Origin of the sequence: Hafnia psychrotolerans, assembly GCF_014639435.1 — a bacterium.
GTDB lineage: Bacteria > Pseudomonadota > Gammaproteobacteria > Enterobacterales > Enterobacteriaceae > Ewingella > Ewingella psychrotolerans.
In genome coordinates this window covers 68841-89293 of sequence record NZ_BMFZ01000012.1, presented here as the reverse complement: position 1 = coordinate 89293, position 20453 = coordinate 68841, and the positions used below count along the sequence as shown (strand labels likewise).

28 protein-coding genes are annotated in these 20453 nt (G+C 47.6%); 7 read left to right on the top strand and 21 right to left on the bottom strand.

The genetic code is table 11. The annotated features are described in order from the left end of the window. The first annotated feature begins 73 nt into the window (after positions 1-73). A complete protein-coding gene (locus IEV89_RS18725) occupies positions 74-445 on the top strand; it encodes a hypothetical protein (RefSeq protein ID WP_188475034.1) in 372 nt (123 codons plus the stop codon). Between the two features lie 4 nt (positions 446-449). Here IEV89_RS18725 and IEV89_RS18720 read toward each other — a convergent pair whose 3' ends face one another. The 9 genes from IEV89_RS18720 to IEV89_RS18680 all read right to left on the bottom strand — a co-directional run bounded on the left by IEV89_RS18720 (position 450) and on the right by IEV89_RS18680 (position 6255). Next, on the bottom strand, positions 450-644 hold the full coding sequence (locus tag IEV89_RS18720) for a hypothetical protein (RefSeq protein WP_188475033.1): 195 nt from the start codon (positions 642-644) through the stop codon (positions 450-452). Between the two features lie 131 nt (positions 645-775). Then, the gene (locus IEV89_RS18715) at positions 776-1339 is read right to left on the bottom strand and encodes a hypothetical protein (protein WP_229746534.1); all 564 of its coding nucleotides are present in this window, start codon (positions 1337-1339) and stop codon (positions 776-778) included. A 442-nt stretch (positions 1340-1781) separates the two neighbouring features. After that, positions 1782-1955, bottom strand: a complete 174-nt coding sequence (locus IEV89_RS18710) for a hypothetical protein (protein ID WP_188475032.1) — start codon at positions 1953-1955, stop codon at positions 1782-1784. A 5-nt stretch (positions 1956-1960) separates the two neighbouring features. Beyond that, positions 1961-2824, bottom strand: coding sequence for a phage tail protein (locus tag IEV89_RS21920; protein ID WP_188475031.1), 864 nt, complete (start codon positions 2822-2824; stop codon positions 1961-1963). A 92-nt stretch (positions 2825-2916) separates the two neighbouring features. Next, positions 2917-3366, bottom strand: a complete 450-nt coding sequence (locus IEV89_RS18700; RefSeq protein ID WP_188475030.1) for a hypothetical protein — start codon at positions 3364-3366, stop codon at positions 2917-2919. A gap of 14 nt (positions 3367-3380) precedes the next feature. Next, a complete protein-coding gene (locus IEV89_RS18695; RefSeq protein WP_188475029.1) occupies positions 3381-4136 on the bottom strand; it encodes a hypothetical protein in 756 nt (251 codons plus the stop codon). A 32-nt stretch (positions 4137-4168) separates the two neighbouring features. Next, positions 4169-4342: a hypothetical protein gene (locus IEV89_RS18690; RefSeq protein ID WP_188475028.1), complete on the bottom strand. Its 174-nt coding sequence runs from the start codon at positions 4340-4342 to the stop codon at positions 4169-4171. 378 nt (positions 4343-4720) lie between these two features. Next, entirely contained in the window at positions 4721-5347 is a 627-nt protein-coding gene (locus tag IEV89_RS18685) for a hypothetical protein (RefSeq protein WP_229746533.1), read from the bottom strand. 14 nt (positions 5348-5361) lie between these two features. After that, positions 5362-6255 (bottom strand): DNA-processing protein DprA, encoded by an 894-nt coding sequence (locus IEV89_RS18680; RefSeq protein ID WP_188475026.1) that lies wholly within the window; start codon positions 6253-6255, stop codon positions 5362-5364. Positions 6256-6653: 398 nt separating this feature from the next. On the opposite strand from IEV89_RS18680, the gene IEV89_RS18675 reads away from it, so the two are divergent. Beyond that, the gene (locus IEV89_RS18675) at positions 6654-6998 is read left to right on the top strand and encodes a hypothetical protein (RefSeq protein ID WP_229746532.1); all 345 of its coding nucleotides are present in this window, start codon (positions 6654-6656) and stop codon (positions 6996-6998) included. A 341-nt stretch (positions 6999-7339) separates the two neighbouring features. Here IEV89_RS18675 and IEV89_RS18670 read toward each other — a convergent pair whose 3' ends face one another. From IEV89_RS18670 to IEV89_RS21985, 9 genes are all read right to left on the bottom strand, one after another. Beyond that, on the bottom strand, positions 7340-7885 hold the full coding sequence (locus IEV89_RS18670; RefSeq protein ID WP_188475025.1) for a type II toxin-antitoxin system VapC family toxin: 546 nt from the start codon (positions 7883-7885) through the stop codon (positions 7340-7342). Further along, positions 7876-8592, bottom strand: a complete 717-nt coding sequence (locus IEV89_RS18665) for a hypothetical protein (protein ID WP_188475024.1) — start codon at positions 8590-8592, stop codon at positions 7876-7878. Before IEV89_RS18665 ends, IEV89_RS18670 begins: the two co-directional genes overlap by 10 nt. Positions 8593-9052: 460 nt before the next feature. Next, entirely contained in the window at positions 9053-9382 is a 330-nt protein-coding gene (locus IEV89_RS18660) for a hypothetical protein (protein WP_188475023.1), read from the bottom strand. Between the two features lie 622 nt (positions 9383-10004). Continuing rightward, entirely contained in the window at positions 10005-11672 is a 1668-nt protein-coding gene (locus tag IEV89_RS18655; protein WP_188475022.1) for a DUF5906 domain-containing protein, read from the bottom strand. Next, entirely contained in the window at positions 11669-12007 is a 339-nt protein-coding gene (locus IEV89_RS18650) for a hypothetical protein (protein WP_188475021.1), read from the bottom strand. Before IEV89_RS18650 ends, IEV89_RS18655 begins: the two co-directional genes overlap by 4 nt. Then, positions 12004-12309, bottom strand: a complete 306-nt coding sequence (locus IEV89_RS18645) for a hypothetical protein (protein WP_188475020.1) — start codon at positions 12307-12309, stop codon at positions 12004-12006. The genes IEV89_RS18650 and IEV89_RS18645 overlap by 4 nt, the downstream gene beginning before the upstream one ends. After that, the gene (locus IEV89_RS18640; RefSeq protein ID WP_188475019.1) at positions 12302-12475 is read right to left on the bottom strand and encodes a hypothetical protein; all 174 of its coding nucleotides are present in this window, start codon (positions 12473-12475) and stop codon (positions 12302-12304) included. The genes IEV89_RS18645 and IEV89_RS18640 overlap by 8 nt, the downstream gene beginning before the upstream one ends. Further along, complete coding sequence (locus IEV89_RS18635; protein WP_188475018.1) at positions 12468-12659, bottom strand: hypothetical protein; 192 nt, start codon at positions 12657-12659, stop codon at positions 12468-12470. The genes IEV89_RS18640 and IEV89_RS18635 overlap by 8 nt, the downstream gene beginning before the upstream one ends. Continuing rightward, complete coding sequence (locus IEV89_RS21985) at positions 12652-12840, bottom strand: host cell division inhibitor Icd-like protein (RefSeq protein ID WP_308420896.1); 189 nt, start codon at positions 12838-12840, stop codon at positions 12652-12654. The genes IEV89_RS18635 and IEV89_RS21985 overlap by 8 nt, the downstream gene beginning before the upstream one ends. 187 nt (positions 12841-13027) lie before the next feature. Here IEV89_RS21985 and IEV89_RS21980 point away from each other — a divergent pair, with 187 nt between their 5' ends. After that, the gene (locus IEV89_RS21980; RefSeq protein WP_308420895.1) at positions 13028-13213 is read left to right on the top strand and encodes a YlcI/YnfO family protein; all 186 of its coding nucleotides are present in this window, start codon (positions 13028-13030) and stop codon (positions 13211-13213) included. A 496-nt stretch (positions 13214-13709) separates the two neighbouring features. Here the strand turns inward: IEV89_RS21980 and IEV89_RS18625 are convergent, their stop codons facing one another. From IEV89_RS18625 to IEV89_RS18615, 3 genes are all read right to left on the bottom strand, one after another. Further along, positions 13710-13934, bottom strand: a complete 225-nt coding sequence (locus IEV89_RS18625; RefSeq protein WP_188475017.1) for a helix-turn-helix transcriptional regulator — start codon at positions 13932-13934, stop codon at positions 13710-13712. Positions 13935-14028: 94 nt separating this feature from the next. Further along, on the bottom strand, positions 14029-14805 hold the full coding sequence (locus tag IEV89_RS18620; protein ID WP_188475016.1) for a hypothetical protein: 777 nt from the start codon (positions 14803-14805) through the stop codon (positions 14029-14031). After that, positions 14802-16025, bottom strand: a complete 1224-nt coding sequence (locus IEV89_RS18615) for a tyrosine-type recombinase/integrase (RefSeq protein ID WP_188475015.1) — start codon at positions 16023-16025, stop codon at positions 14802-14804. Before IEV89_RS18615 ends, IEV89_RS18620 begins: the two co-directional genes overlap by 4 nt. Before the next feature lie 405 nt (positions 16026-16430). On the opposite strand from IEV89_RS18615, the gene IEV89_RS18610 reads away from it, so the two are divergent. From IEV89_RS18610 to IEV89_RS18595, 4 genes are all read left to right on the top strand, one after another. Beyond that, positions 16431-16862, top strand: coding sequence for a DoxX family protein (locus tag IEV89_RS18610; protein WP_188475014.1), 432 nt, complete (start codon positions 16431-16433; stop codon positions 16860-16862). A gap of 420 nt (positions 16863-17282) precedes the next feature. After that, on the top strand, positions 17283-18206 hold the full coding sequence (lpxP, locus tag IEV89_RS18605; protein WP_188475013.1) for a kdo(2)-lipid IV(A) palmitoleoyltransferase: 924 nt from the start codon (positions 17283-17285) through the stop codon (positions 18204-18206). 149 nt (positions 18207-18355) lie between these two features. Continuing rightward, the gene (locus IEV89_RS18600; protein ID WP_229746538.1) at positions 18356-19051 is read left to right on the top strand and encodes a CTP synthase C-terminal region-related (seleno)protein; all 696 of its coding nucleotides are present in this window, start codon (positions 18356-18358) and stop codon (positions 19049-19051) included. A gap of 361 nt (positions 19052-19412) precedes the next feature. After that, positions 19413-20438, top strand: coding sequence for an amino acid ABC transporter substrate-binding protein (locus IEV89_RS18595; RefSeq protein ID WP_188475011.1), 1026 nt, complete (start codon positions 19413-19415; stop codon positions 20436-20438). The last annotated feature ends 15 nt before the right edge of the window (positions 20439-20453 follow it).

Sequence of the window (20453 nt, the reverse complement as noted above, 5' to 3'; positions counted from 1 at the left end):
GTGTATTTATTGTCAGGCAACACAATTCTTATTGTAGGATAGATCTACCCCACAATAAGAAAAGTACCAGCCAATGAGAATTACAGCCCGCAAGAAAGCCATTCTTAGCTACTTCGATCCCCATGCTCTTGACTTTATCCAGAGTGAAATTGGACGCCCGCCCTATGATGTGTCAGGAATTGCCTACCTGCTAAACGGTGGCTTGGCGGGCAATAAAAAACACCAGGTCGAATCTGCCAGGCGCACGCTTGAATCAATGGTGAAGGATGGACTATTGGAACGGGTTACTTCCTATGAGAAGCGTCAAGATAGAACGCAAGGTTCAGCTCAGGCGGCTGGAGTGTGGTGTAAGGTGTCGCGCTATGGATTGCCAGGGCAGTGCGCTGTAGCCCGTGACAACGGCGGAAGTAGTGCCATTGACGGCGAATGGTCACGGGTGGAGTAATTCTCTATCTGCGCGGCGGTGCAGGCTTATTCCATTGAAATGCACCGGTGCTGTTCACGCGCTGCTTATACCGTTCTTTGGCTGCCAGCGTTGCCGCTACCTTTGTCCGAATATCCAGCAAGTCCTTACCGCTCAGACCTAACCCCTGCTGCTTAGCCGCGGCGATCAAAGTATCTTCAATCTGTTCATGTTTTAGCATGTCGATATTCCCATTCGTCGGAAGAATCACAAAAGCCCGGTTATACAATTCTGAGTGCAATGCATAAAAAAAGGCCAGCACGAAGCTGGCAAAGGTTGGAGAGTGCAGGTCTGAGCCCGCTAGATTGTCAATTATTCATCTTTCCCAAGTACGTAGAGCAATGCCGGGATCACAGGGTAAGTATCAGACTCATCCTCGACCACATAGAGTACATGTTCCCGGCAGTCGCCGACGACATCAAAAGCCGAAAGGCCGAACGCACCACCCGCGACAATTTCAGACTCCCATTGGGGACAGTCATTCATCGCCAGGCGATAGCCTCCAAACGTCACTGGCGGGTTATCTGGCCCCTCGCTCAGGTATAGGCCCACAGCCTTAGCCGCCAATGCTGCACGTTCGTCTTCATCCATCTCGATAGCTTGCCCAGTACATCTGGCCAAATGCTGCTTAATCTCTGCAACGCTCATATCCACCAGCTCGCTCCCCGTCTTAGGCTTACCCCTGGCGGGTGCCGGTTTACTGTTGGCGTTCTTCGTGCGCGGATCATGGCTGTCACGGAATTGCTTCAGATAGGCATCGCAGGCCGTCTGATCAATCTTGCCGCCTACCCGCGTCGGAAACCCTTGCTTAGCCTCCCAGGTGTAAAGTGCCTGGCGGCTCATGCCGGCGTGTTTTGCATACTGGCTTACGCTCATAAAACTCATCGTGCTGGCTCCCGTTCGTGCGTGGCCGCCGGTGTAATATGTCAACCTGCAGGCGGCGAAGTGTCAATCAAACTGTAAAGTGTCAACCGCTTGACACTTTTTCTGTCAACTTGACACTTTCAGCCGGAAAAGTGTCAATCAAACTGTCAATCAAAATCACCGTCAATTTCCCGCCAGACCTTACCACGCTTGACAATTAACAATTGCGCAACAAAAAGTGACAAGTGTAAAGTGTCAATCAAATTCAAAAATTTATAGCTGGTGAAACCACACGGCGCGCAATGCCCGTGAGTTAAATAAATCCGGGGAAGGACCCATTTTTACTTGCCGATAAAATCATCCGTATATCCCTCCCCACTAAGCCATCACTGGCGTCTTAAGAGATGTTTTTTTCATGGCCTGATTTCCGATCTTCGTAGTTTGATATCAATCCCTATATATCCTTAAACACCCCGTCGATATAGGAATCACCAATATTGGCATCAACACCTTCATTAATGAGTACCACATCTAAACCTTCGCCGGGATCCCATGAAGATTCAGCATCCCAAAGAACAATGTTTACAACCATCCCGCTATCAATAACTGCATATCGTGAAATTATCATTCTCATCACCACTCAAAAGTAACAACACCAGAGGAACCATTACCTCCAGCCCCCCCTGCATAATTGGAGTTTGAAGCTGCGGCGGCACCACCTGCACCACCACTCCCATAACCATATGCACCGCCGCCAATATTTCCGTTCAGAGGTCCTAGCGCTGCACCACTAAATAATGAACCACCGCCATTCCCACCGCCGGCAGTGCCCCCAGCCGAACTTCCATTACTCCCTGAGCCTCCACCTGGGCCACCCGATGGGTACCCAACGCCTCCCGCAGAACCTCCGATTATTATGCCGCCCTTCCCTTGAGCCCCACCTTTGCCTCCAGTTAACGTTATGAGCGAACCGACGATGGTATCGCCGCCAGCCCCGCCATCATACCCATTGCCGCCGCCCGCTGTGCCACCAGCGGCAGCGTAGCCAAAAGCGCCAATGGTTATACTGATAATTTGACCCGGTGTGACACTGAATGCTCGTTTGTAAATCGACTGCCCGGCACCACCACCACCGCCGCCGGATGCATCGCCGCCAGCTTTACTTCCCCCGGCACCGCCGCCAGCGCCCCCTCCTGCAGCTGCTGAGGCATAAATTGTGTATACGCTAGCAGGGACAGTGAAAGAACCACTGAAAGTAAAAGTTTTTTGCCTTATAGCGCTCTGACTTATAAGTATTTTTATTGCAGAAAGAACTTGTGAATCATCAATTGGATTCAACGTCGCCCCACCCGAGATTGCTACATTGATCAACTCTCGCTGAATGGTATTCAACCATGTTGCATCAATAATTGTCGGCGGTGTACCTGCTGCAACGTTGCCACTTGTCCACTCCCCGTTAGCATCAGCCGTTTGTGTGATATTCCCGATTTTCTGCATCTGTAATCCTCGATATTTGTTAATTACTAAATAACTAAGCTAAGAAATCATCTTGGGAAAATTGAAAAAGACAGTACCGGTATTTCTGCAGGCTATGAATTAACATGCTTCTCCAGCGCCTTCAGTGCCGCATTGAATCCCGCACGGTAGCCGTTGCTGTCCTGGTGAGTTGTGCTGTAAGTGAAGGCCTCCTGATTACGATCTTCTGTATCCATGCATTCCCAGCCGGAACAGATGGCCTTCATTTTTTGCTTAGTAAAGTTGCTGAGATGGCGATGGCTGGCTTCAAGCGTCTCAATAGCTCGCTCTGAGGGTTCGCCGCGGTCAATAAGCTTGAGTGCCAGTATCGGGTTGTTCTTCGCTGGCTGGCTGACCGCAATTCGGTGCGCATTGGAATGCTTTGGCTTTGCCTGCTGCTCTTCAGGCGGGGAGTTATCACCTAAAAGTGCCAGCGCCCAGCGCTGTTCTGGTGAACAGCGGCTTACCGGCCCGCTGCTCTGCAGGCCGAGACTCTGAAAATCGAGGTGGCTAAAATCATTCATACCCGTTCACCTAATTATCGAATTGGCGTTCCGGCAACTCCCAGCCCAGCATCCAGTTGAGACTTGATCAAGGATGCCTCATTTACTGGAGTTGCTGCCCTGCCACTCACCAGTCGACTGTCACCCGTCAGAACGGCACCGGTTGCACGCATACGCTGATTGCGTCGGGCTGCTGCATTGGCCACTTCCTGTTTGTATTCTTCATCAGCCCGGCGGCGGGCTTCTACATTGTCCGGTGTATTTGGATTGTCTTCATTCGCCATGCGCCTCATGGTTTCCATGAATTCCTGATGCTCGTCATCGGTCAGAGGCTCTTTCAATTTCTCCAGCGATTTAGCCGCACGGTTGCGACCTGCCATATATCCGTTCGTATCGCCACGCTGGGTTGAGAAGGTCAATGCTGTGCTCGCCTGGTCTTCTTCGTCCTGAAACTCCCAGGTCGGATCATTGGCTTCCATGAAGTTCTGCGTGAACTTGGAGAGTGCCATTGGGGCATCAGCCAACTGGGCGACGATTTTCTTTGAAGACAGGTCTGTGTCATTCAGCAGCCGCATGGCCAGAATGGGATTGGCTTTGGCTTCGTCCGAAACGGCAACGTTATGCTCCCGACTGTGTTGACTCGGTTTGGCAACGATAATCACTTTCTCTTGTTGCTTAGTTTGATCAAGTGGTACCGGGGCATCGGTACTGGCGCTGAAAAGGTGGCCGAAAGGGCCCGTTCCTGCAGTTGCTTTACTGTTGTTGCTAAAGAGGTGTTTGAATGATTTCATCGATATATCCATCATTGTGATTGTTTAGCTGACTAAGGCAGAACGCGCTTACTCAGTGCTTTATCCATAATTCCCCGTGCGATGGCATGGAGGCTAGGCGTGATGCCAAGCTGAGATTTCACCCGTTCCTCTGCCTGAATACGCTCTAAAGAATTCACCTGTTCCTGACTGAGCAGAATGGGTCTCACTTTCGCCTTGCTGGTCATAAAGCCTCCTAACCCCTGATATAAACACAGCCCTTAGTATTGCATAAATAGCAATACTATCAATTATTATTGCATAAATAGGGATAATTGTGTTTCATGCATTTAAGCTGCATACGTATTTACAGCAGGTGGTGCGGGTGATTGGCTCACTAACGTTTACCTTGTTTACAGACGACAGATAAAACCCAGGCAGGCTTCCGTGTTCCGACAGTTGTTGCAGGGGGAGATAGATCGTGTGCTCAGGACTTCAGGAAAGGATAAAACGGCACGGCTCAATGAAGCCGATTATCAGATTAAAGCGGGTAGGATGTGGGGAAAAAATACTTCCAGTGAATAGAAGAGGAGAGATGCAAAATCGATCTTAACAGGAAGCGGTAACTAATCCCCCATGTCGAAATCATCAATCCATTCGGCTTCTCGTTCAGTCCTAGCAATAAAAACACCAATTATCACATTATTAGGCAGATGCTGCCTGATAGTGGTTTTCATTGCTTTGAAGTGGCTCCCTGCAGTTAAAACATCATCAAAGATCACAATGCTGTTTCTTATACCGTTAGCAGCAGCGTGGTTAAAGATATAATTCTGAGCAATCTGCTCAGGATTAGGGCGATTATCAGCAGCATGTGAGGCTACCATTGATAGTCGCTGCGTTATGAGCTCTCTGAAGTCGAAATCTGCCTTATTCTGCTGACAAATTCTCAATACATCGACAAGCCTGTTGTCATACAAAGGGTCTGCTGGACACTTCGATGGGGGGATGGGAACGAAGCTCAAAACATCTGTATTGCTGATTGTGTTGATTAGCTGCGCAGCGCGCCTGATGGCTGATTCCTTATATTGATATTCAGCCCTTCCCTTCCGGTCTATTCCCTTTTTGAAGTTATGGATTAAATTATTGGTTTCGCTAAACCCATAGCCTTGACGAGCTGTATATTCGCCAAAGAAGTAGCAGCAATCATCATCGGCCAAATGATGATGCTGATTGCGAGTAAGCTCGTCGATCATTGTTAGCCGCATAATCAATCCAGATTGCTCCGAATATCATCGTAATCCCTAACTCTGATAGCCCCCTGTGCTTCATATTTAGCGGGCCATGAGATTGAAGTATTCTTGAAGCATGACTCCAGAATGAATAGTTTTCTGCCCTGAGCTAGGGCTGCACGAGCTTGAGTCAAGGTGCCTGATGTGTCAGACGCTTCAATAATTATGGTGGCTTTGGTCAGGGCAGACATCGTGACATTACGCTCAGGGAAAAATATCCTGTTGCTGCGATAGTCCTGATCCAGATAGCGCTGAAATGGCACTTGGCTGATAAGCAGAAAATTATCTCTTATCTTTTTCTGCAAATCGACATTTTGCTTTGGATAGTTATGGGACAGGGGCGTACCGATAACAGCAATAGTGTTGCCGCCCATCTCTAAAGCAGTTTCATGTGCGCAGGTATCAACACCTTCAGCCAATCCTGAGACAATCGTAAATCCATCATTAACGAGGCACTTAACAAGCTTTCTCGTTCTTCGGGCCCCTTCCTCAGATACTTTGCGCGAACCAACAACCGCAACAGAAGGCGTATTAACTAAGTCCCACCAGCCCTGATAGTAGAGAACTTCAATAGGATGCCGGGCATCGCGCAGTTTCTCCGGGTATTCACCAGCCCCATGCACACGAACGCCAAAATCATCGACATTGTACTTATCGAGGATGTTTTTCAGCTTCGATTTGAAGGTTTCGATCGTGCTATCTGGAACTAATTCTGACGGCAACACATTACCGTGTGCATGACGAAACTTATCAGCAATCGTTTTAAAGGTTGCGCCTTGCTCCGTCCACAAGGCCTCGTAAGCAGCCATCTCCCTGAAAGGAGACACAGCACGCTCAAATGAGTTGTGTGATGCGAAATCAAGTAGTGACATAGGTTTGTTCTGGCTATCCGTTGAGAAATTAAAAATGCTCACCTCTCACTTTACAGTAATAGAAAAAACCTACAATTACTGTATGAATGATCAGTGTTATTATTTATATCATAACTATGAAGCTGTCAATAAGCGCACTTTCAAAGCTATCACCCAACCTTTCGGGCTTCCCCTGAAAAATTCAAACGCTGCCAGCAGCTTCTTGTGCTTTGCCAACCACTTACCCCATTCCAGACCTGCTGCGCCGTAATTCTGCTGACAGGGTTCTTTCAACGCGTAAGCGTGCTGCTGGCGCTCTGGATAAGTTGGGCCAGTCGAGAGCTTCTCTTTCTAATCTTACTCCGTGCTGAATGACGGCATGCTAGAATGTAATAAATTATTACCATCTAGGGACTCATATGAAAAAAATCAAAAGCGTTATTGGCTGCTGTATGTTTGTAGCTTGTTCAAGTTTCGCTGGTATCAACTACAGCAAAGAGCAGCTTAATAATATGGCGTCATCAGGAAATTATCCTGAGCAGGAAGATGCGGTTACTAAAAGTGCAAATCCGATGTCTTTTGAAGACTGTAAAAGTGGGGCTCTGAGCATGTACAGCCAAGTAGTAGGGGATTATCCAGTTCAGATAGTGGTAGACACTAACATCCTTTACGTTCTGAAGCTTTGGACTAATGACGGGGCTATTGTAATGTCTTGCTCTGGGCCAGATCAAAAAAGGGTAGTTACTGTGGCTCGGTACAAATAAAAAAACAGCGTATTGAGCTTATTCATTCTGTTTTACCGATATGCCGGTTTAGTACTGCCCCCCGCTGTTAATACCTGCCCCATTAAGCCGTTAATCGTAGTTGTACGCATCAGTATGCCCGACCGCTTTACCTCAACATTCGGCAACAACTTCACAATCTCCAACGCATGGTGGCCAATGGACCACCAGCACCGTTGATAGCCTCAAACGCAGGGCGAGATAGTAAGTTGCCGAAGTTTACGGTTAAATTCGGCCAGTAATCTTAAACACAAAGTGTGTGATAATTTACTTGATAATCAGTGATTACAGACACCAAAAAACTAGCGAAGGGCCGAGTTGGACTAGTGGAGATCAGATGATATATCTGAACTCATATCAATTAGGACTTGCACTGGAACAGGGTCAATATCTGCGAGTGATTTAACAACTATCCCCATTTCTTTGCAACGGTTGAACACGCCTTTATCATGCGTCCAAACTTCATCGGCATTTAGTGATTTTGCTATTGAAATTATTTGCCTATCAAACCTAACCTTATTTGCAGTATCAGACTTCATCATGTTTTTTAGCTCTTTTAATGATGGCATCTGAGCGCATTCTATTGCTGCAATTTCGTCAAAACTAGCAATCTCGAAGCATACCTTACGCTGGATTAAGTTTAGGTGAGTTTGATGGTCTTTTTCATCTATTCCCACCAAGTACTCAGCTAAAACAGGGGTGGGGATAATAATTATTCCGCCACTGCGTTCTACCATATCGATTAATGCCTCTATTCTCCTCTCGGGATCAGGAATCTCTATCCCTGTCTCAGGATTAGACAGTTTGCATCCATCTCGCATTCCAGTGATAGCCTGCACTAAGATGTTTGTATCGAATATTATTCGCAATTTAGTGCCCTTAAAGCTTGTAAGATGGCTTGTGTGTCATCTTCTTCTTTCCATTGATTACCAGAAGCATCATGCAATGCTTTAAATGCAGTCTTCAAATTGGACTTTTCAAGAACTTCATAGGATTCAATTATTAATTTTTTAAGCTTCCATTTCCCATCTTTTTTTAACCACTCGCTACTACCTGAAACTCTTACCTGCTTAAAAAGATGAGCCCCAAGTTGGGCTGCCATAGCTGGCGTAGCTTCGCAATGGAATGTTTCCCCGTTTGCGCCCTCAAGCTTAACCGGGGCTGAATCGTCTTTGCCGCCAACGTTATATAACTTTCCTTGGACTTTACCTTTTTTTCTGACTATGAAAGGTAAATCTTCCTTTATCGACGGGAATTCTAAAATAGTCACCTTATCTTGGTTGATGATTTTTGCTTCAAATCCATCCTGAGCAAGAAGGGTAACTAACTTAAGGTATGAAGATCCGGACGCGTTAGCCTGGGAGATTGAACGTTGAATGACGGCATTATAAGAGGCTACGTTATCAACCCAAGTATTCAGACATGCTGACCCCTCGCTCACATCCTTAAAGTGAACGGCGTCTACCGAGCCATATAGGTCGGATAGAGCTGACAGATACTTGCCAAGACGAGACATTGAAAGGTCGTCAGGACTTGTTCCACCAAGTTTTAGGGTCAGGCGATTGTCTTTGCCCATGAATTTTGTATAAACCTCTACATCAGTTAAAAAACGCCAATTACCTCGATTTCATTGTTGTGCATGACTGATCTGGCGTCAATTCGTTTCTGCCGTTTAATCTCTGCGACCTCACCCGAACGTTTCTTCAGGCTATTGGGCTAAAATCATTAAGGCAGCATAAGCTTAAAGGTTTGCAACACAAATACTGGGAATATATCGAGTAAAAACGGACGGATGCCAGACTGGGCAACTGCGCTAAATTTTAGATATCGGTTAGCCAATATGCCGTTTTAACATTCCCTCAGCCAGTCGCTTAACCATCTCCAACGCGCCGTTCACGTTGGTGGCGTTCAGCCACGATTAAGTCACAGTGATAACTGCGGTTGCGCCATCTTCTCTAGCTCTATTTTCATGCGGCATCCTTAATTAAATAGGGAAAATGCCATTTAGACTCAGAACCATATAGTGAGAAGCGACCTTACTTAGTCTTGAGCAGCATTTTTACTATCTGAACAATGGAGTAGATCACTAGCAATTCTGCAGATGCCAGCGCGTAGATGACATAACCCCACTTAGCCCATATAGATTTAAAGAAGATACTTGCGTGAGACTGGATGCGGCAAATAACAAAAACAATCACAACGAGCATAGGGGGAGCGACAAACAGTGTGAGTCCCCACAATCCAACCGCAAGCCCGCTTTTAACGATATAGGCCAGTGGAATGGCAAAGAGAAAGGTTAAAGCGGCGTTACCCAAGAGTATGTCTTTGATCGTGTTTTCGATGAGTTTTTGTGTATCTTCTTTCATTACATTTATTCAGTTACGCTCGTAACTAAATGGTATTTAATAAATGTATCCCACACAATGATCTAATGTCAATTTCATGGTGATGACATCGACACATCTATAAAACATGTCTAAATAATGATTTTTTATAGATACATATAGAAAACCATAACGAGGACCATCTCGAAATGGTCAGGCAGGGATGTCAAAATTTAAAGTCGCGGTGCAGAACATACTTCTGTAAGCCCCTAGAGAGTTTTCATCATAGCGCGTTGCAGGTCTGCCACCGATCGCGGCGTCATTTTCCCTGCTCCTGCGTTGTATCCCGGCCAATAATCACCAGCGATGCTTAACAGCTAAACTTCCTCGGTATCAAATTTCATTCGTAGTTTTGCATTTTTTGCTGTACCACCTGTACCACTTTGCATTTAACCCAGTACTGGCGCGGCTTGCAGCTGGTACAGGTAGGTAAAACAGACCTAAACCGACCTGTACCACCTGTCCCTATATCCCCCTTAAAACGGTATAGGTGGTATAGGTCTGGTATAGGTTAATAAATGACCTGTACCATATATAAATCCATACAACACAACGTTTTAACGCTGTGTTGTACAGGTGGTACAGGTCTTTCCTCGTACATGTGTTATGAGATAAACACCATCGCCGGATCTTCTCCGATTAGCCCGGCAAACCTTTCCTGCAGCTCCTCTACGGCTGGGACCTCGTAATATTTGCCCGGCCCCCTGTCGGAGCGACCGCATACGGACATATTCAATCGAGCCATTACCTTTCCCACCGCAGAACGTGCCGCCGCCTCGGTGAGCTGTTCTCCATGAGCCTCACACCAGACATTGAAACGCGATATCAGATCCGTGGCATAAATCTTATCCGTATCACCGAAAGGCTTACCCTCCCACAGTTCGCTATAGAGATACTGATAAGCTGGTGGAAGGCTGGCTAATTTTTCCTCCACCAGCGCAGCGGTTACCGGTGGGCGACGGGGGTCGAAGCCTGCCAGTTCATAACTGAGCAGATAGGCCAGAAGGTGCGATGCCCCTCCGTGGTTAATCCAGTGGTGTAACTGGTCAAAATAACCTTTGTTTTGTGCTTTGGTACCGTCAGGTTCAAGCACCAGGTAACGGCGTTCTCGCATACCGGCCCTGATAACGCGCTCGTGGTTGCTGGCAAACACAAAGCGAGCATAGTTCGGCATGGGTTCCGGATCTTTCCCTTTCCGCTCGAGGTTTATTGTCGGCTCACTGATAATCGCCTTGAGCCTGTCAGCGGCGCGGCTGTCCGTCAGTTCGGCCTCATCCACGAACACAAACAGCTTATTGGCGATCGTGCCGTTAAAACGCCCAGCGATTTGGCCCGGCCCGTTTACCTGAATGCCGTACATCCCCAAGATTTCAAGAAGCGGCTTTACCATTGACCCCTTACCCGTTCCCTCTATCGACTTCATCACAACAGCTACAGAGGGCTTTTCCTCGGGCTTTTGGAACAAGTGCGCCAGCCAGCCCACCAGATACTTGTACGCCTCATCGTGACCCGCACAGATAACATCTCGCAGGTGATCAAGGTATGGGCCGCATTCACCGTGAATGGGATCAACAGACAGGCCGCTGAAAAGGTTGTAGACGCCGGATGGACATAGCGACGGGTTTGGATAAAACCCCACACCATCAAGCCTTTTGGAATGACCCGGCCACTGTAGCCATGCCTCACCCAGCTTGCGGCCCGCAACCCTGCCAACATCCAGAAAATTATTCCTGAATGAATTTAGCGTTTGGAAAGCGTGAGTCTCCCCAGTAACTGGATTAGCTCGCATGCTGGCCACGTGGTGATCACCAAAAGCCAGAACGTGCGTGTAGGTGGTGTTCAACCCTTCTAATTTATCAACATCATCACCACTAACAGTGGTCCCATCCCCCAACTTGCGACGGTCGATCTGCGCCACAGAAAACGCAACTGGCGGGAATAAATGATTAATACGTTTGCTATCGGATAAAGCATCATTGAGATCAGTCCGACCGATAAACTCCAGAATCACATCTTCCCGCTTCTCCCTAGCCTTATCGGGATTTCGGCTAGAGAAATAACCATTTTCAGTGAGCCATTCAGGGGTAACGCCTCCCCCCACAGAAAGTGCGCGCATACGAATAGCCAGGCCACCTAATGGGCTCAGTGGATCATGCCTTTGTATCGCTGCTGAAGCATCCTCTGACATGATTGGTTTACCAACCACCCAAAGATAGACGCAGGAAAAGAGTGCATCGGACCAATCCAGTTTTTGTTTTGTCTCCACTGTCATAGATTCGGCCTCATAGACATGGTGAATTTACCGATCAGCGGGTGGTACCAGTACTTGCTGCCATATTTCCGTTTAGCAGCCCGGATGATCAGCAATGCCGCTTCCCGAAACTTAGCTTCATGTACCGCATAGCTGCCACCATGACGAACAATCATCACTCCGCTGTTACGCGCCAGCTCCTCGGCCTTCTTGGTGGAGATCCCCATCTCTGACGCCATCGTGGTTAACGGTGCCATACCTTCTGGACAGGCATCCTTACGGGACATCGCTGCCAGCGCCAGCTCAAGGGCGGCAACACGTTTTTCCAGCTCGTTAAATTTGATTGGGCTGATCATTTGATTACCCCCCGGCGTTTTAATTCGTAATCGGCGCTCTCACGGTTTTGATCAAGGGCCTGCATCAACCGTGGCAAGTGCCTCAGAGCGCTACTTAAACCCATCATGTCTCTTCGGCATTCTTCATCTGAATATTCGTCACTATCGCAAGCTTCCATGGATAAACAGCCCAGAGTGGTAAGGGCGAAAACTATTCCTGACGCAGCATCACCACAGTTGTTTTTGTAATCAGTGAGTGCTTCTTGAGAGAGGTTTTTGAGGAGGTCAGAGTTACTCACGACAGCATGGTAGATATCACGCATGATCCACCTCCAGCAATGCAGCCAAGGCACGTTCCAGCGCACAGTTAACAGCCTCAATGGCCTCTTGAGCCTCCCCGGGTTCAACGTCATTCAATACCAGGCGGAGAATAGCTTTGGAGTGGATAAGCTCAGTGACTGCAACCTCCTGAGGATTCAGCTTAAGCATGGCGGGCCTCCCCTGACTTGAGATCCTGGGCAAGTTCGCGAGACCGAACCAAGGCAATATCTATCAGCACGATCGCCGTCTGTTGCTCCTCCTCGATGTTGTCTCTCATCAAGAGAGATGCAGCCAGCAGGGTGGCAATATTCCTGATTTTATTAGGCGCATCCAACATAGTGAGCTTATGCATGTTGCCCCCCCTGAACCGGCAGGCGGCCAGCAAAGACCATCACGCAGCCAACTGGTGACTGGTCACGGGCTTCGCGTTCGGTAGTGGCGGTGATGTGAATAACATTGCTAGAGCTGGCGCTGAGAGCCAGAAAACGCCATGTGAATTTAGGATGAGTTTGGGTATGCTGTGATCCAGCCATAATCGTTACCTCTTTTAACGGTTTGGTAAGAGGCCCGCCGGTGTTGGTAGCACCTGCGGGCTTCGCACTTAAAAGGTGTATGTCACCTATGTTTTTAACGTTAGCCCAAAGTGAAATACACCTCAAGTCTTTTCTTATCATTTTTTTTGCGTATACTGAAATACACCTAACACAAGGAGTCTCAGTAATGGCAACAGGTGCGAAGAACGCTAAATCACAAATGACAACGGTTCGCATACCACATGACGTGATGGAAGATATCGAGCTTTTGAAGCAAGAAGGTGAAAGCACGGCAGGCTTTCTCGTAACTGCTGCTAAGGGAGAGATCAAACGCCGCCAGCGGAAGCTGGCCAAAGAAGAACCGAAAGGATAAGCCCCGATGCGTAAAATAATCATCATGCTCATCGTTATTGCCGTGGTTTCGCTTTGCCGATGGGTGTTTTTCGCGCACGGGAAATAAATAACCTGTTGATTTTGTTCCAGAGAGGAGATTTCCTCTGTGGGAATATTGTTGTCTAAAAGAAGATCGGCCGGTTTCTCGGCCAACCAGGTATCAGCGGAGTTTTCCGCCGATTGGAGATCTCCCGAAAACCAAGGAGACTGGGTAGAGCGCCAACGCCGCATACCCCCTGCAAGAAGCGAGCTGCAGATTTGCAACACAGTAAGGAACCGCGCCATTGCCGCAGTTACCGAAGGAGGAATTCCCCCCGCGCTCAGATGTTGCGCGGATTTCACGTAGTTAGAAGAGATGTGAGCAAATCTGCGCGCATTGACCTGATCGATCACTGTGCTATGCTCTTCAGTGTTCTTGGTGAAGTGACTTAGGCGGCCCTGCAAGGTCGCTTTTGTTTTTGCAGGCATACCCTACCTCACACCGTTTTATCGACGATGACTTTCGGCTGGCTATGCTGCCATCCCACAATCTCAGAAAGCATCCAGCCAACAGCTCGCCCCCCAAGCTTTCTGCGAGCAGGAAATTTACTTTCTTTTTCCATTAAATAGCGAGTGGTTCGGCAGAGACCCGTCAACTGGCGACACTCGGCCTCACGTATTACTCTTTCTAAGATCTGTGGGGGTTGTTTTAACTGGTTCATAATTAATTACTCTCGTTCATTAGAAGACGAGAGCAATCATTACTTTAATGATATAACATAGCTGAAATATTACGTTTGTCTTCGCAATATTGCGTCAATCAAGATCTCCAATACTATCAACATCTATAAATTTCAACCAACTATCAACTGCTACCCCTGATGGGGCATGAAGATTTTTCCCCTCGAAATCTGCAAGAATAATTCCTGATCCTGAACTTTTCCTTTCTAAATGTTGCCTTGGACTGTTTGCAACATCAGCTCCATAATGAATTTGTAAAAGCGACTTTATAAACTTAGCCTGAGCATTACGAGTTTTGCTAGACCCTTTTTTAATTATATCTGGTAGGCTTGGCGCAACATTATTGGAAGGAACTCCTGAGAGTCTAGCAATCTCAACGTCCGTCATAAATAACCTATCAATAATATGATTAAGCGATACCTTCTGAACCTCGTCTTCATCTGGCTCAATATAAACAGCACCAATAACATTATCGAACCCGGCACCATTACCCGCTGGGCAAAAAACTTGGTTAAGAGAAACCGGAGTGTCAGATAAGAAGTCGAAAGCTAATAAATCTTGAGGGGGTAATGCAGCCAAGCCATAGAAATCATTTATATAAACACCATCGCTCGCACGCCTTAATTTAAATGAGTTATACACACCATCAAAATAAATCTTGCTCGCATCAAATAAAGTTTCCATATTATTTTCATCTGCCAATTCAAAATCACAAGAAGCTTTATGAAATGATAAATGAATACATATCTCCACACTGGAGGTTGCCCCAAAATGTATGAGGTCTGACACATCGCAATTGAGCTTCTTAGCGGCTTTATCCAGTGGGTAGTATAAGCGTGCCGGTAAATTCATTTTGCCACCTTCATTAATATAATATTTTCATGTTCACCAGCAAGCAGACTCAGGCGCTCACACCACATATTCAGCGCCTCTAATTTTTCCGGCATGTATTGGCTAAGATTATATACGGCCATCACGCTGGGCATGGTATGCCCCAAAAGCTGTTCGACTACATGCGGAGCAATGCCCAAGTCATTGAGCTTAGTAGCGAACGTGCGGCGTAGATCGTGAAGTGACCAAGGTTCTGCATGCCCTAAGCGCTTCCAGACCAGTCGGCCCCATTGGCTCACTGCAGATGAGTCTTTGATCTCTCCGAGCAATAGACCGCTGGCTTTATGCTGTTCATGTAGTTCTTCTATAAATGGCTGCAAAGCCTGTGGTACTGGTCGAACTATCTTGCTGCCGCCTTTGCTGTGTTCCTTAGGCACGGTCCATACCCACTTTTTTAAATCCCACTCTGACCAGGTAGATAGTCTAGTTTCTTGAGAACGGCACCCAAAAGCCACCAGCAATCGCAACATAGAGGCGTAATAAGGTTTGAACTTGAGTTGCTGGCTAGCCTGCCAAATCTGACCGATCTCTTCGTCAGTATGGTCTCTGTCACCTTTTATATGTTTGCTGCCAACATCAGGTATCGTTAAATCGTCTAGTACATTACTAACAGCATAGCGTCGCACCCGGCAGAATTTGAGGGCCTGTTTAGACATCTGAAAAACGTAACCTGCGGCTACAGGGGAATCTTTCTTGATCCGGTCGAAACACTCCAGCCAATGCCGGGTTTCGCACTGCGCCAGCGGCAGAGCGCCAATATAAGGATAGACATGCTTCTCGAGCTGAGCCTTGTGCCGTTTTACGTTAGCGCGGTTGTCAGTTGCGTACTCTGATATCCAGTAAATGAGTGCATCTTTAACGGTGACTGGTTTAAGAGTTTCAGAAGAGGTGAAATTTAACTGATGTCTTGGGTCTTTGCTGTCAGCTAACCAAGCGCGGCACTGATCACGTTTCTCCCGAGCCAGCTTTAATGGCATATCGGGATAATTACCCAATTTTAAGCGCTGCGGCTTTGCTTCCCGGCCACCAAGCCTGTAAGCAAAGAACCAAGTCATAACCCCAGTTTTAGAAACCTTAATACTCAGGCCATCGCCATCAGCATAAAAATTCTCATTAGGGCTCTCTCTCCCGATCATTTTTCGAAGAGAGGTGTCACTTAGTTTGTTGGTTATTCCGGCCATAAAATCTCAGTTCATTTTGCCCACGGACTACACCATAGACTACACCACTTCCCGCATACTTATAAACCAGAGCAAACAACGATGAACAAGAGATAGTATTAAAATCAATAAATTCAACACATTGACTTTAATTAATGGATCACGACGAACGGCAATAAACATGACTTCATAGAATACGGCATGAACTGATACTAGTCAGTTAAGTATTTGAGAAAAGGCGCTTTTCCGCAAGGAGAGCGCCTTTTTTGTCGCTACTTTTTGTGGTTTAAGGTTCGTGTTGAAGAACCGCTAGAACGAAACTGCGCAAAACATAACCCAGATCAATTTGAATGAGAATAATTCTCTCAATGATTCGACGAATACGTCGTAATTTAAGAGGACAAAAACATCGCTGAGGATACGACTATGCTGCAGAAAATCATCACCCGTTTTAATGCATCGTTGAATAAACCCGACCTGGCTAACTTGCTGTTACGACTGACCTTTGGCCTGCTGATATTTCATGGTTGGCATAAACTTCACGACGGTATTGGCGGCATTCAGTCTATGCTTGAAGCTCACAGCATCCCGGGGTTTGTCGGTTATGGCGTACTGGTAGGCGAATTTATTGCCCCTATCATGATCATTCTAGGTATTTTTACTCGCCCGGCGGCACTGGTGGCGGCAATAACGATGCTGGTTGCCTGGCTGCTGGTGGGTATCTCGCATACCTTCGAACTTTCACAGACCGGTGCCTGGGCCATTGAAGATATCGTCTATTACTTCATGGTCGCAGTGGTTATCGCGCTGATGGGTTGCGGGCGTTATTCGGTGATGAAAAACCCGCTATACCGCTAACGTTAGGAATCTGCTGAAAATGCGCCTTCGCCAGCGCATTTTTAGTTTTTTTACGCATAACGTTACATTCCATCAAAATACCGCACCCCAGATTTCGATAATGAATGGTTTTGTATGACTTTCTAAGAAAATCCACAATGCACGATAAAATCGTCTATTTGTCGGACTATCCCCCACTCTGGATTGTTAGGTGAGCGTGATATACTGCGCACCAAGAGTCGTTTTCGCCCCGCTCATCGCCAAAAAAAGCCCATTAGCAACGCGATTTCGCCTTTTAAAGTAAAGATTTCGTCAAGTCAGGTGCCGTTTAAAACATTCATCCGCTTACGTTGTCCAAATATTTCCCACACAATACGTATTGCTGCTGTACTTTTTTATACGTGGTACCTCAGATTCTTAAATACCGATGATTGAGCTTATATGACCTCTCCGTCCTGTTTTCGCGCTTCATTTTTACATCCACGCTACTGGCTAACCTGGTTTGGGCTGGGCATCCTGTTTCTTTTGGTCCAGCTCCCTTATCCCGCCCTTTATCGTTTGGGAAACTGGCTTGGCCGTACGTCAATGCGCTTTTTGAAACGCCGCGTCTCCGTCACCCGCCGCAATCTGGAATTGTGCTTCCCTGATTTGGAACAAACCGAAATCGAACATCTGATCGTCCGCAATTTTGAGTCCCTGGGCATGGGCTTGATGGAGACCGGCATGGCTTGGTTCTGGTCAGATGCGCGAGTAAAACGTTGGTTTGATGTCAGCGGGCTGGAGCATCTAAAGAGTGCGCAAAAGGACAGCAAGGGCGTACTGGTCATCGGTGTGCATTTTATGTCACTGGAGTTGGGTGGCCGTGCGATGGGTCTCTGTCAGCCGATGATGGCGATGTATCGCCCGCACAACAATAAAGCCATGGAGTTCGTGCAGACATGGGGCCGCATGCGGTCTAATAAAGCCATGTTAGATCGCAAAGATTTGCGCGGTATGGTGCACGCACTGAAAAAAGGCGAAGCAGTATGGTTTGCACCGGATCAGGACTATGGTCCGCGCGGCAGTGTGTTTGCACCGTTATTTGCGGTTGATCAGGCCGCAACCACCAGCGGTACTTACATGTTGGTTCGTCTGGCAAAACCTGCGCTGGTCACCGTCGTATTGATCCGTAAAGACAATGGCAAAGGCTATAACTTGGTTATCCGGCCAGCACTGAAAGATTACCCAGTCGACGATGAGATGGCCGCTGCGGCTTATATGAACCGTGTTGTGGAAACAGAGATCATGCGCGCCCCTGACCAATATCTGTGGCTACATCGTCGCTTCAAGACCCGCCCGGAAGGTACCCCTTCGCTCTATCTCTAAATAGACCTATCCAAACAAGCCTGACGATCTGGTCAGGCTGCTAGTACTTGCGCAGCATAGAAATGCTTCATTATTCAATAAAAATTATTCTCATGACGCGAGATTAACTTTTATATAACATCTCCTTTTAACTCCCCAGGAGAGAAATGATGAGCAAGCCAATACGTCTGGCGTTAGTCGGGGATCACAACCCCGCCATTGTTGCCCACCAGGCTATTCCCCTCGCAATACACCTCGCAGCACAACGGTTTGACCTTGATATTCACGCCTGCTGGCTGGCGACCGAAACCCTTACTGACGATCGGCCATTAAACGATTTCGATGCCTTCTGGTGTGTGCCTGGCAGCCCTTATGTCTCGACAGAAGGCGCATTGCGGGCTATTCGCTTTGCCCGCGAACACAATAAACCCTTCCTCGGCACCTGCGGCGGATTCCAGCACGCTATCATCGAATATGCCCGCAATGTTATGCAGTGGCAGGACGCAGGACATGGTGAAACAGACACCGAAGGGCGTTTGGTCATTGCGCCACTGGCCTGTGAAATGGTGGAGAAAAAGGCCGGGATCCGTCTGGTTGCAGACAGCATTCCAGCCCGTGCGTATGGCTCTCTGGATATTGAGGAAGGGTATCACTGCCGTTATGGTATCAACCCTGAATTTCAGGCCGCGCTGGAAGCACAACCGTTACGGATGGTTGGCCACGATCACGCTGGCGAAATCCGCGCGGTCGAACTGCCAGATAACACGTTTTTTGTTGCTACCTTGTTCCAGCCTGAGCGCGCAGCGCTTAAAGGCCAGCTTCCCCCGCTGGTGGCTGCCTTGATTCAGGCTACGACGCAGCCATAGACTAAAAGCGCTCAGATCGCAGGGTCTGAGCGTTTTTAGATCTGCCCACAATTAACCATCACTTAACCATGCAATAGCATTCTATTCACATCATTTGCGGTGAGATCCAGTTCCAAATAGTGAAATAAGCCGCACCGTTTTATTGCAAACATGTTGACCACGCACCGGATTGGGGCAATAAATTCAATCACGCCAATCAATGTTACTGTGCGATACCCTTCCGGTACTTGTTTGATAAGCGTTTCTCATGTTGGCACTCCTCTTGCAACGAACTCGTGCAGAGGGCTATGCCCCAAAAAACACAGGGTGCTCCGCGCACTCACACAATAATAATTTTCGGCTTTGTCTCACAGGACGATTTATGAAAAAAATACTGCTCTCAACACTGCTTGCCGCAGCAAGTTTCGCCACTTTGGCAGGTCAGGCACACGCAGGCACAACGCTAGATGCCGTGAAGAAGAAAGGATTTGTCCAATGTGGGATCAGCGATGGTTTGCCCGGTTTCTCTTACGCTGATTCAAAAGGTAAGTTTACTGGCATCGACGTTGATGTTTGTCGTGCTATTGCCGCGGCCATTTTTGGTGATGCAGGAAAAGTAAAATATACCCCGCTGACCGCGAAAGAACGTTTCACCGCTCTGCAATCCGGCGAAGTGGACATCCTGTCACGTAATACCACCTGGACGTCCTCGCGCGACGCTGGTATGGGTATGATCTTCGCTGGTGTGAATTACTACGACGGCATTGGTTTCCTGACCCATAAGAAAGCAGGGTTAAAGAGTGCGAAAGAGCTTGATGGAGCAACCGTTTGCATTCAGGCCGGTACGGATACAGAACTGAACGTAGCAGACTACTTCAAAGCGAACAAAATGACCTATACACCGGTCACCTTCGACCGCTCCGATGAAAGTGCCAAAGCGCTAGACTCAGGCCGTTGTGACACTCTGGCTTCTGACCAATCTCAGCTTTACGCACTGCGTATTAAACTCGGCAAACCTGATGACTTCATGGTTCTGCCAGAAGTTATCTCCAAAGAACCTCTCGGCCCGGTCGTTCGCCGTGGTGATGAAGACTGGCTGGAAGTCGTGCGCTGGTCACTGTTCGCCATGCTGAATGCTGAAGAGATGGGCGTAACTTCTAAAAACGTTGAGCAGTTGGCCGCAAATCCGACCACGCCTGACATGAGCAATCTGCTGGGTAAAACCGGTAAATATGGCCAAGATCTTAAACTGCCAAACGACTGGGTCGTGAAAATCGTTAAGCAGGTTGGTAACTACGGCGAGAGCTTTGACCGCAATGTCGGTGCAGGCAGCGCGCTGAAAATCAAACGTGGACAGAATGCACTTTGGAATCAGGGTGGTATCCAATACGCACCACCGGTCCGTTAATTAAGCCTTATTTAA

Excerpts from the sequence above, each read along its gene's own strand:
- IEV89_RS18710 (WP_188475032.1), bottom strand. The coding sequence starts at position 1,955 with ATGATAATTTCACGATATGCAGTTATTGATAGCGGGATGGTTGTAAAC.
- IEV89_RS18610 (WP_188475014.1), top strand. The coding sequence starts at position 16,431 with ATGCTGCAGAAAATCATCACCCGTTTTAATGCATCGTTGAATAAACCC.
- IEV89_RS18675 (WP_229746532.1), top strand. The coding sequence starts at position 6,654 with ATGAAAAAAATCAAAAGCGTTATTGGCTGCTGTATGTTTGTAGCTTGT.
- IEV89_RS18700 (WP_188475030.1), bottom strand. The coding sequence starts at position 3,366 with ATGAATGATTTTAGCCACCTCGATTTTCAGAGTCTCGGCCTGCAGAGC.
- IEV89_RS21980 (WP_308420895.1), top strand. The coding sequence starts at position 13,028 with ATGGCAACAGGTGCGAAGAACGCTAAATCACAAATGACAACGGTTCGC.
- IEV89_RS18725 (WP_188475034.1), top strand. The coding sequence starts at position 74 with ATGAGAATTACAGCCCGCAAGAAAGCCATTCTTAGCTACTTCGATCCC.
- IEV89_RS18640 (WP_188475019.1), bottom strand. The coding sequence starts at position 12,475 with ATGCTTAAGCTGAATCCTCAGGAGGTTGCAGTCACTGAGCTTATCCAC.
- IEV89_RS18620 (WP_188475016.1), bottom strand. The coding sequence starts at position 14,805 with ATGAATTTACCGGCACGCTTATACTACCCACTGGATAAAGCCGCTAAG.
- IEV89_RS21985 (WP_308420896.1), bottom strand. The coding sequence starts at position 12,840 with ATGGCTGGATCACAGCATACCCAAACTCATCCTAAATTCACATGGCGT.
- IEV89_RS18665 (WP_188475024.1), bottom strand. The coding sequence starts at position 8,592 with ATGGGCAAAGACAATCGCCTGACCCTAAAACTTGGTGGAACAAGTCCT.
- IEV89_RS18595 (WP_188475011.1), top strand. The coding sequence starts at position 19,413 with ATGAAAAAAATACTGCTCTCAACACTGCTTGCCGCAGCAAGTTTCGCC.
- IEV89_RS18715 (WP_229746534.1), bottom strand. The coding sequence starts at position 1,339 with ATGAGCGTAAGCCAGTATGCAAAACACGCCGGCATGAGCCGCCAGGCA.
- IEV89_RS18695 (WP_188475029.1), bottom strand. The coding sequence starts at position 4,136 with ATGAAATCATTCAAACACCTCTTTAGCAACAACAGTAAAGCAACTGCA.
- IEV89_RS18685 (WP_229746533.1), bottom strand. The coding sequence starts at position 5,347 with ATGATCGACGAGCTTACTCGCAATCAGCATCATCATTTGGCCGATGAT.
- IEV89_RS18635 (WP_188475018.1), bottom strand. The coding sequence starts at position 12,659 with ATGCATAAGCTCACTATGTTGGATGCGCCTAATAAAATCAGGAATATT.
- IEV89_RS18720 (WP_188475033.1), bottom strand. The coding sequence starts at position 644 with ATGCTAAAACATGAACAGATTGAAGATACTTTGATCGCCGCGGCTAAG.
- IEV89_RS18615 (WP_188475015.1), bottom strand. The coding sequence starts at position 16,025 with ATGGCCGGAATAACCAACAAACTAAGTGACACCTCTCTTCGAAAAATG.
- IEV89_RS18645 (WP_188475020.1), bottom strand. The coding sequence starts at position 12,309 with ATGCGTGATATCTACCATGCTGTCGTGAGTAACTCTGACCTCCTCAAA.
- IEV89_RS18660 (WP_188475023.1), bottom strand. The coding sequence starts at position 9,382 with ATGAAAGAAGATACACAAAAACTCATCGAAAACACGATCAAAGACATA.
- IEV89_RS18650 (WP_188475021.1), bottom strand. The coding sequence starts at position 12,007 with ATGATCAGCCCAATCAAATTTAACGAGCTGGAAAAACGTGTTGCCGCC.
- IEV89_RS18690 (WP_188475028.1), bottom strand. The coding sequence starts at position 4,342 with ATGACCAGCAAGGCGAAAGTGAGACCCATTCTGCTCAGTCAGGAACAG.
- IEV89_RS18655 (WP_188475022.1), bottom strand. The coding sequence starts at position 11,672 with ATGACAGTGGAGACAAAACAAAAACTGGATTGGTCCGATGCACTCTTT.
- IEV89_RS18680 (WP_188475026.1), bottom strand. The coding sequence starts at position 6,255 with ATGTCACTACTTGATTTCGCATCACACAACTCATTTGAGCGTGCTGTG.
- IEV89_RS18625 (WP_188475017.1), bottom strand. The coding sequence starts at position 13,934 with ATGAACCAGTTAAAACAACCCCCACAGATCTTAGAAAGAGTAATACGT.
- IEV89_RS18600 (WP_229746538.1), top strand. The coding sequence starts at position 18,356 with ATGAGCAAGCCAATACGTCTGGCGTTAGTCGGGGATCACAACCCCGCC.
- lpxP (WP_188475013.1), top strand. The coding sequence starts at position 17,283 with ATGACCTCTCCGTCCTGTTTTCGCGCTTCATTTTTACATCCACGCTAC.
- IEV89_RS21920 (WP_188475031.1), bottom strand. The coding sequence starts at position 2,824 with ATGCAGAAAATCGGGAATATCACACAAACGGCTGATGCTAACGGGGAG.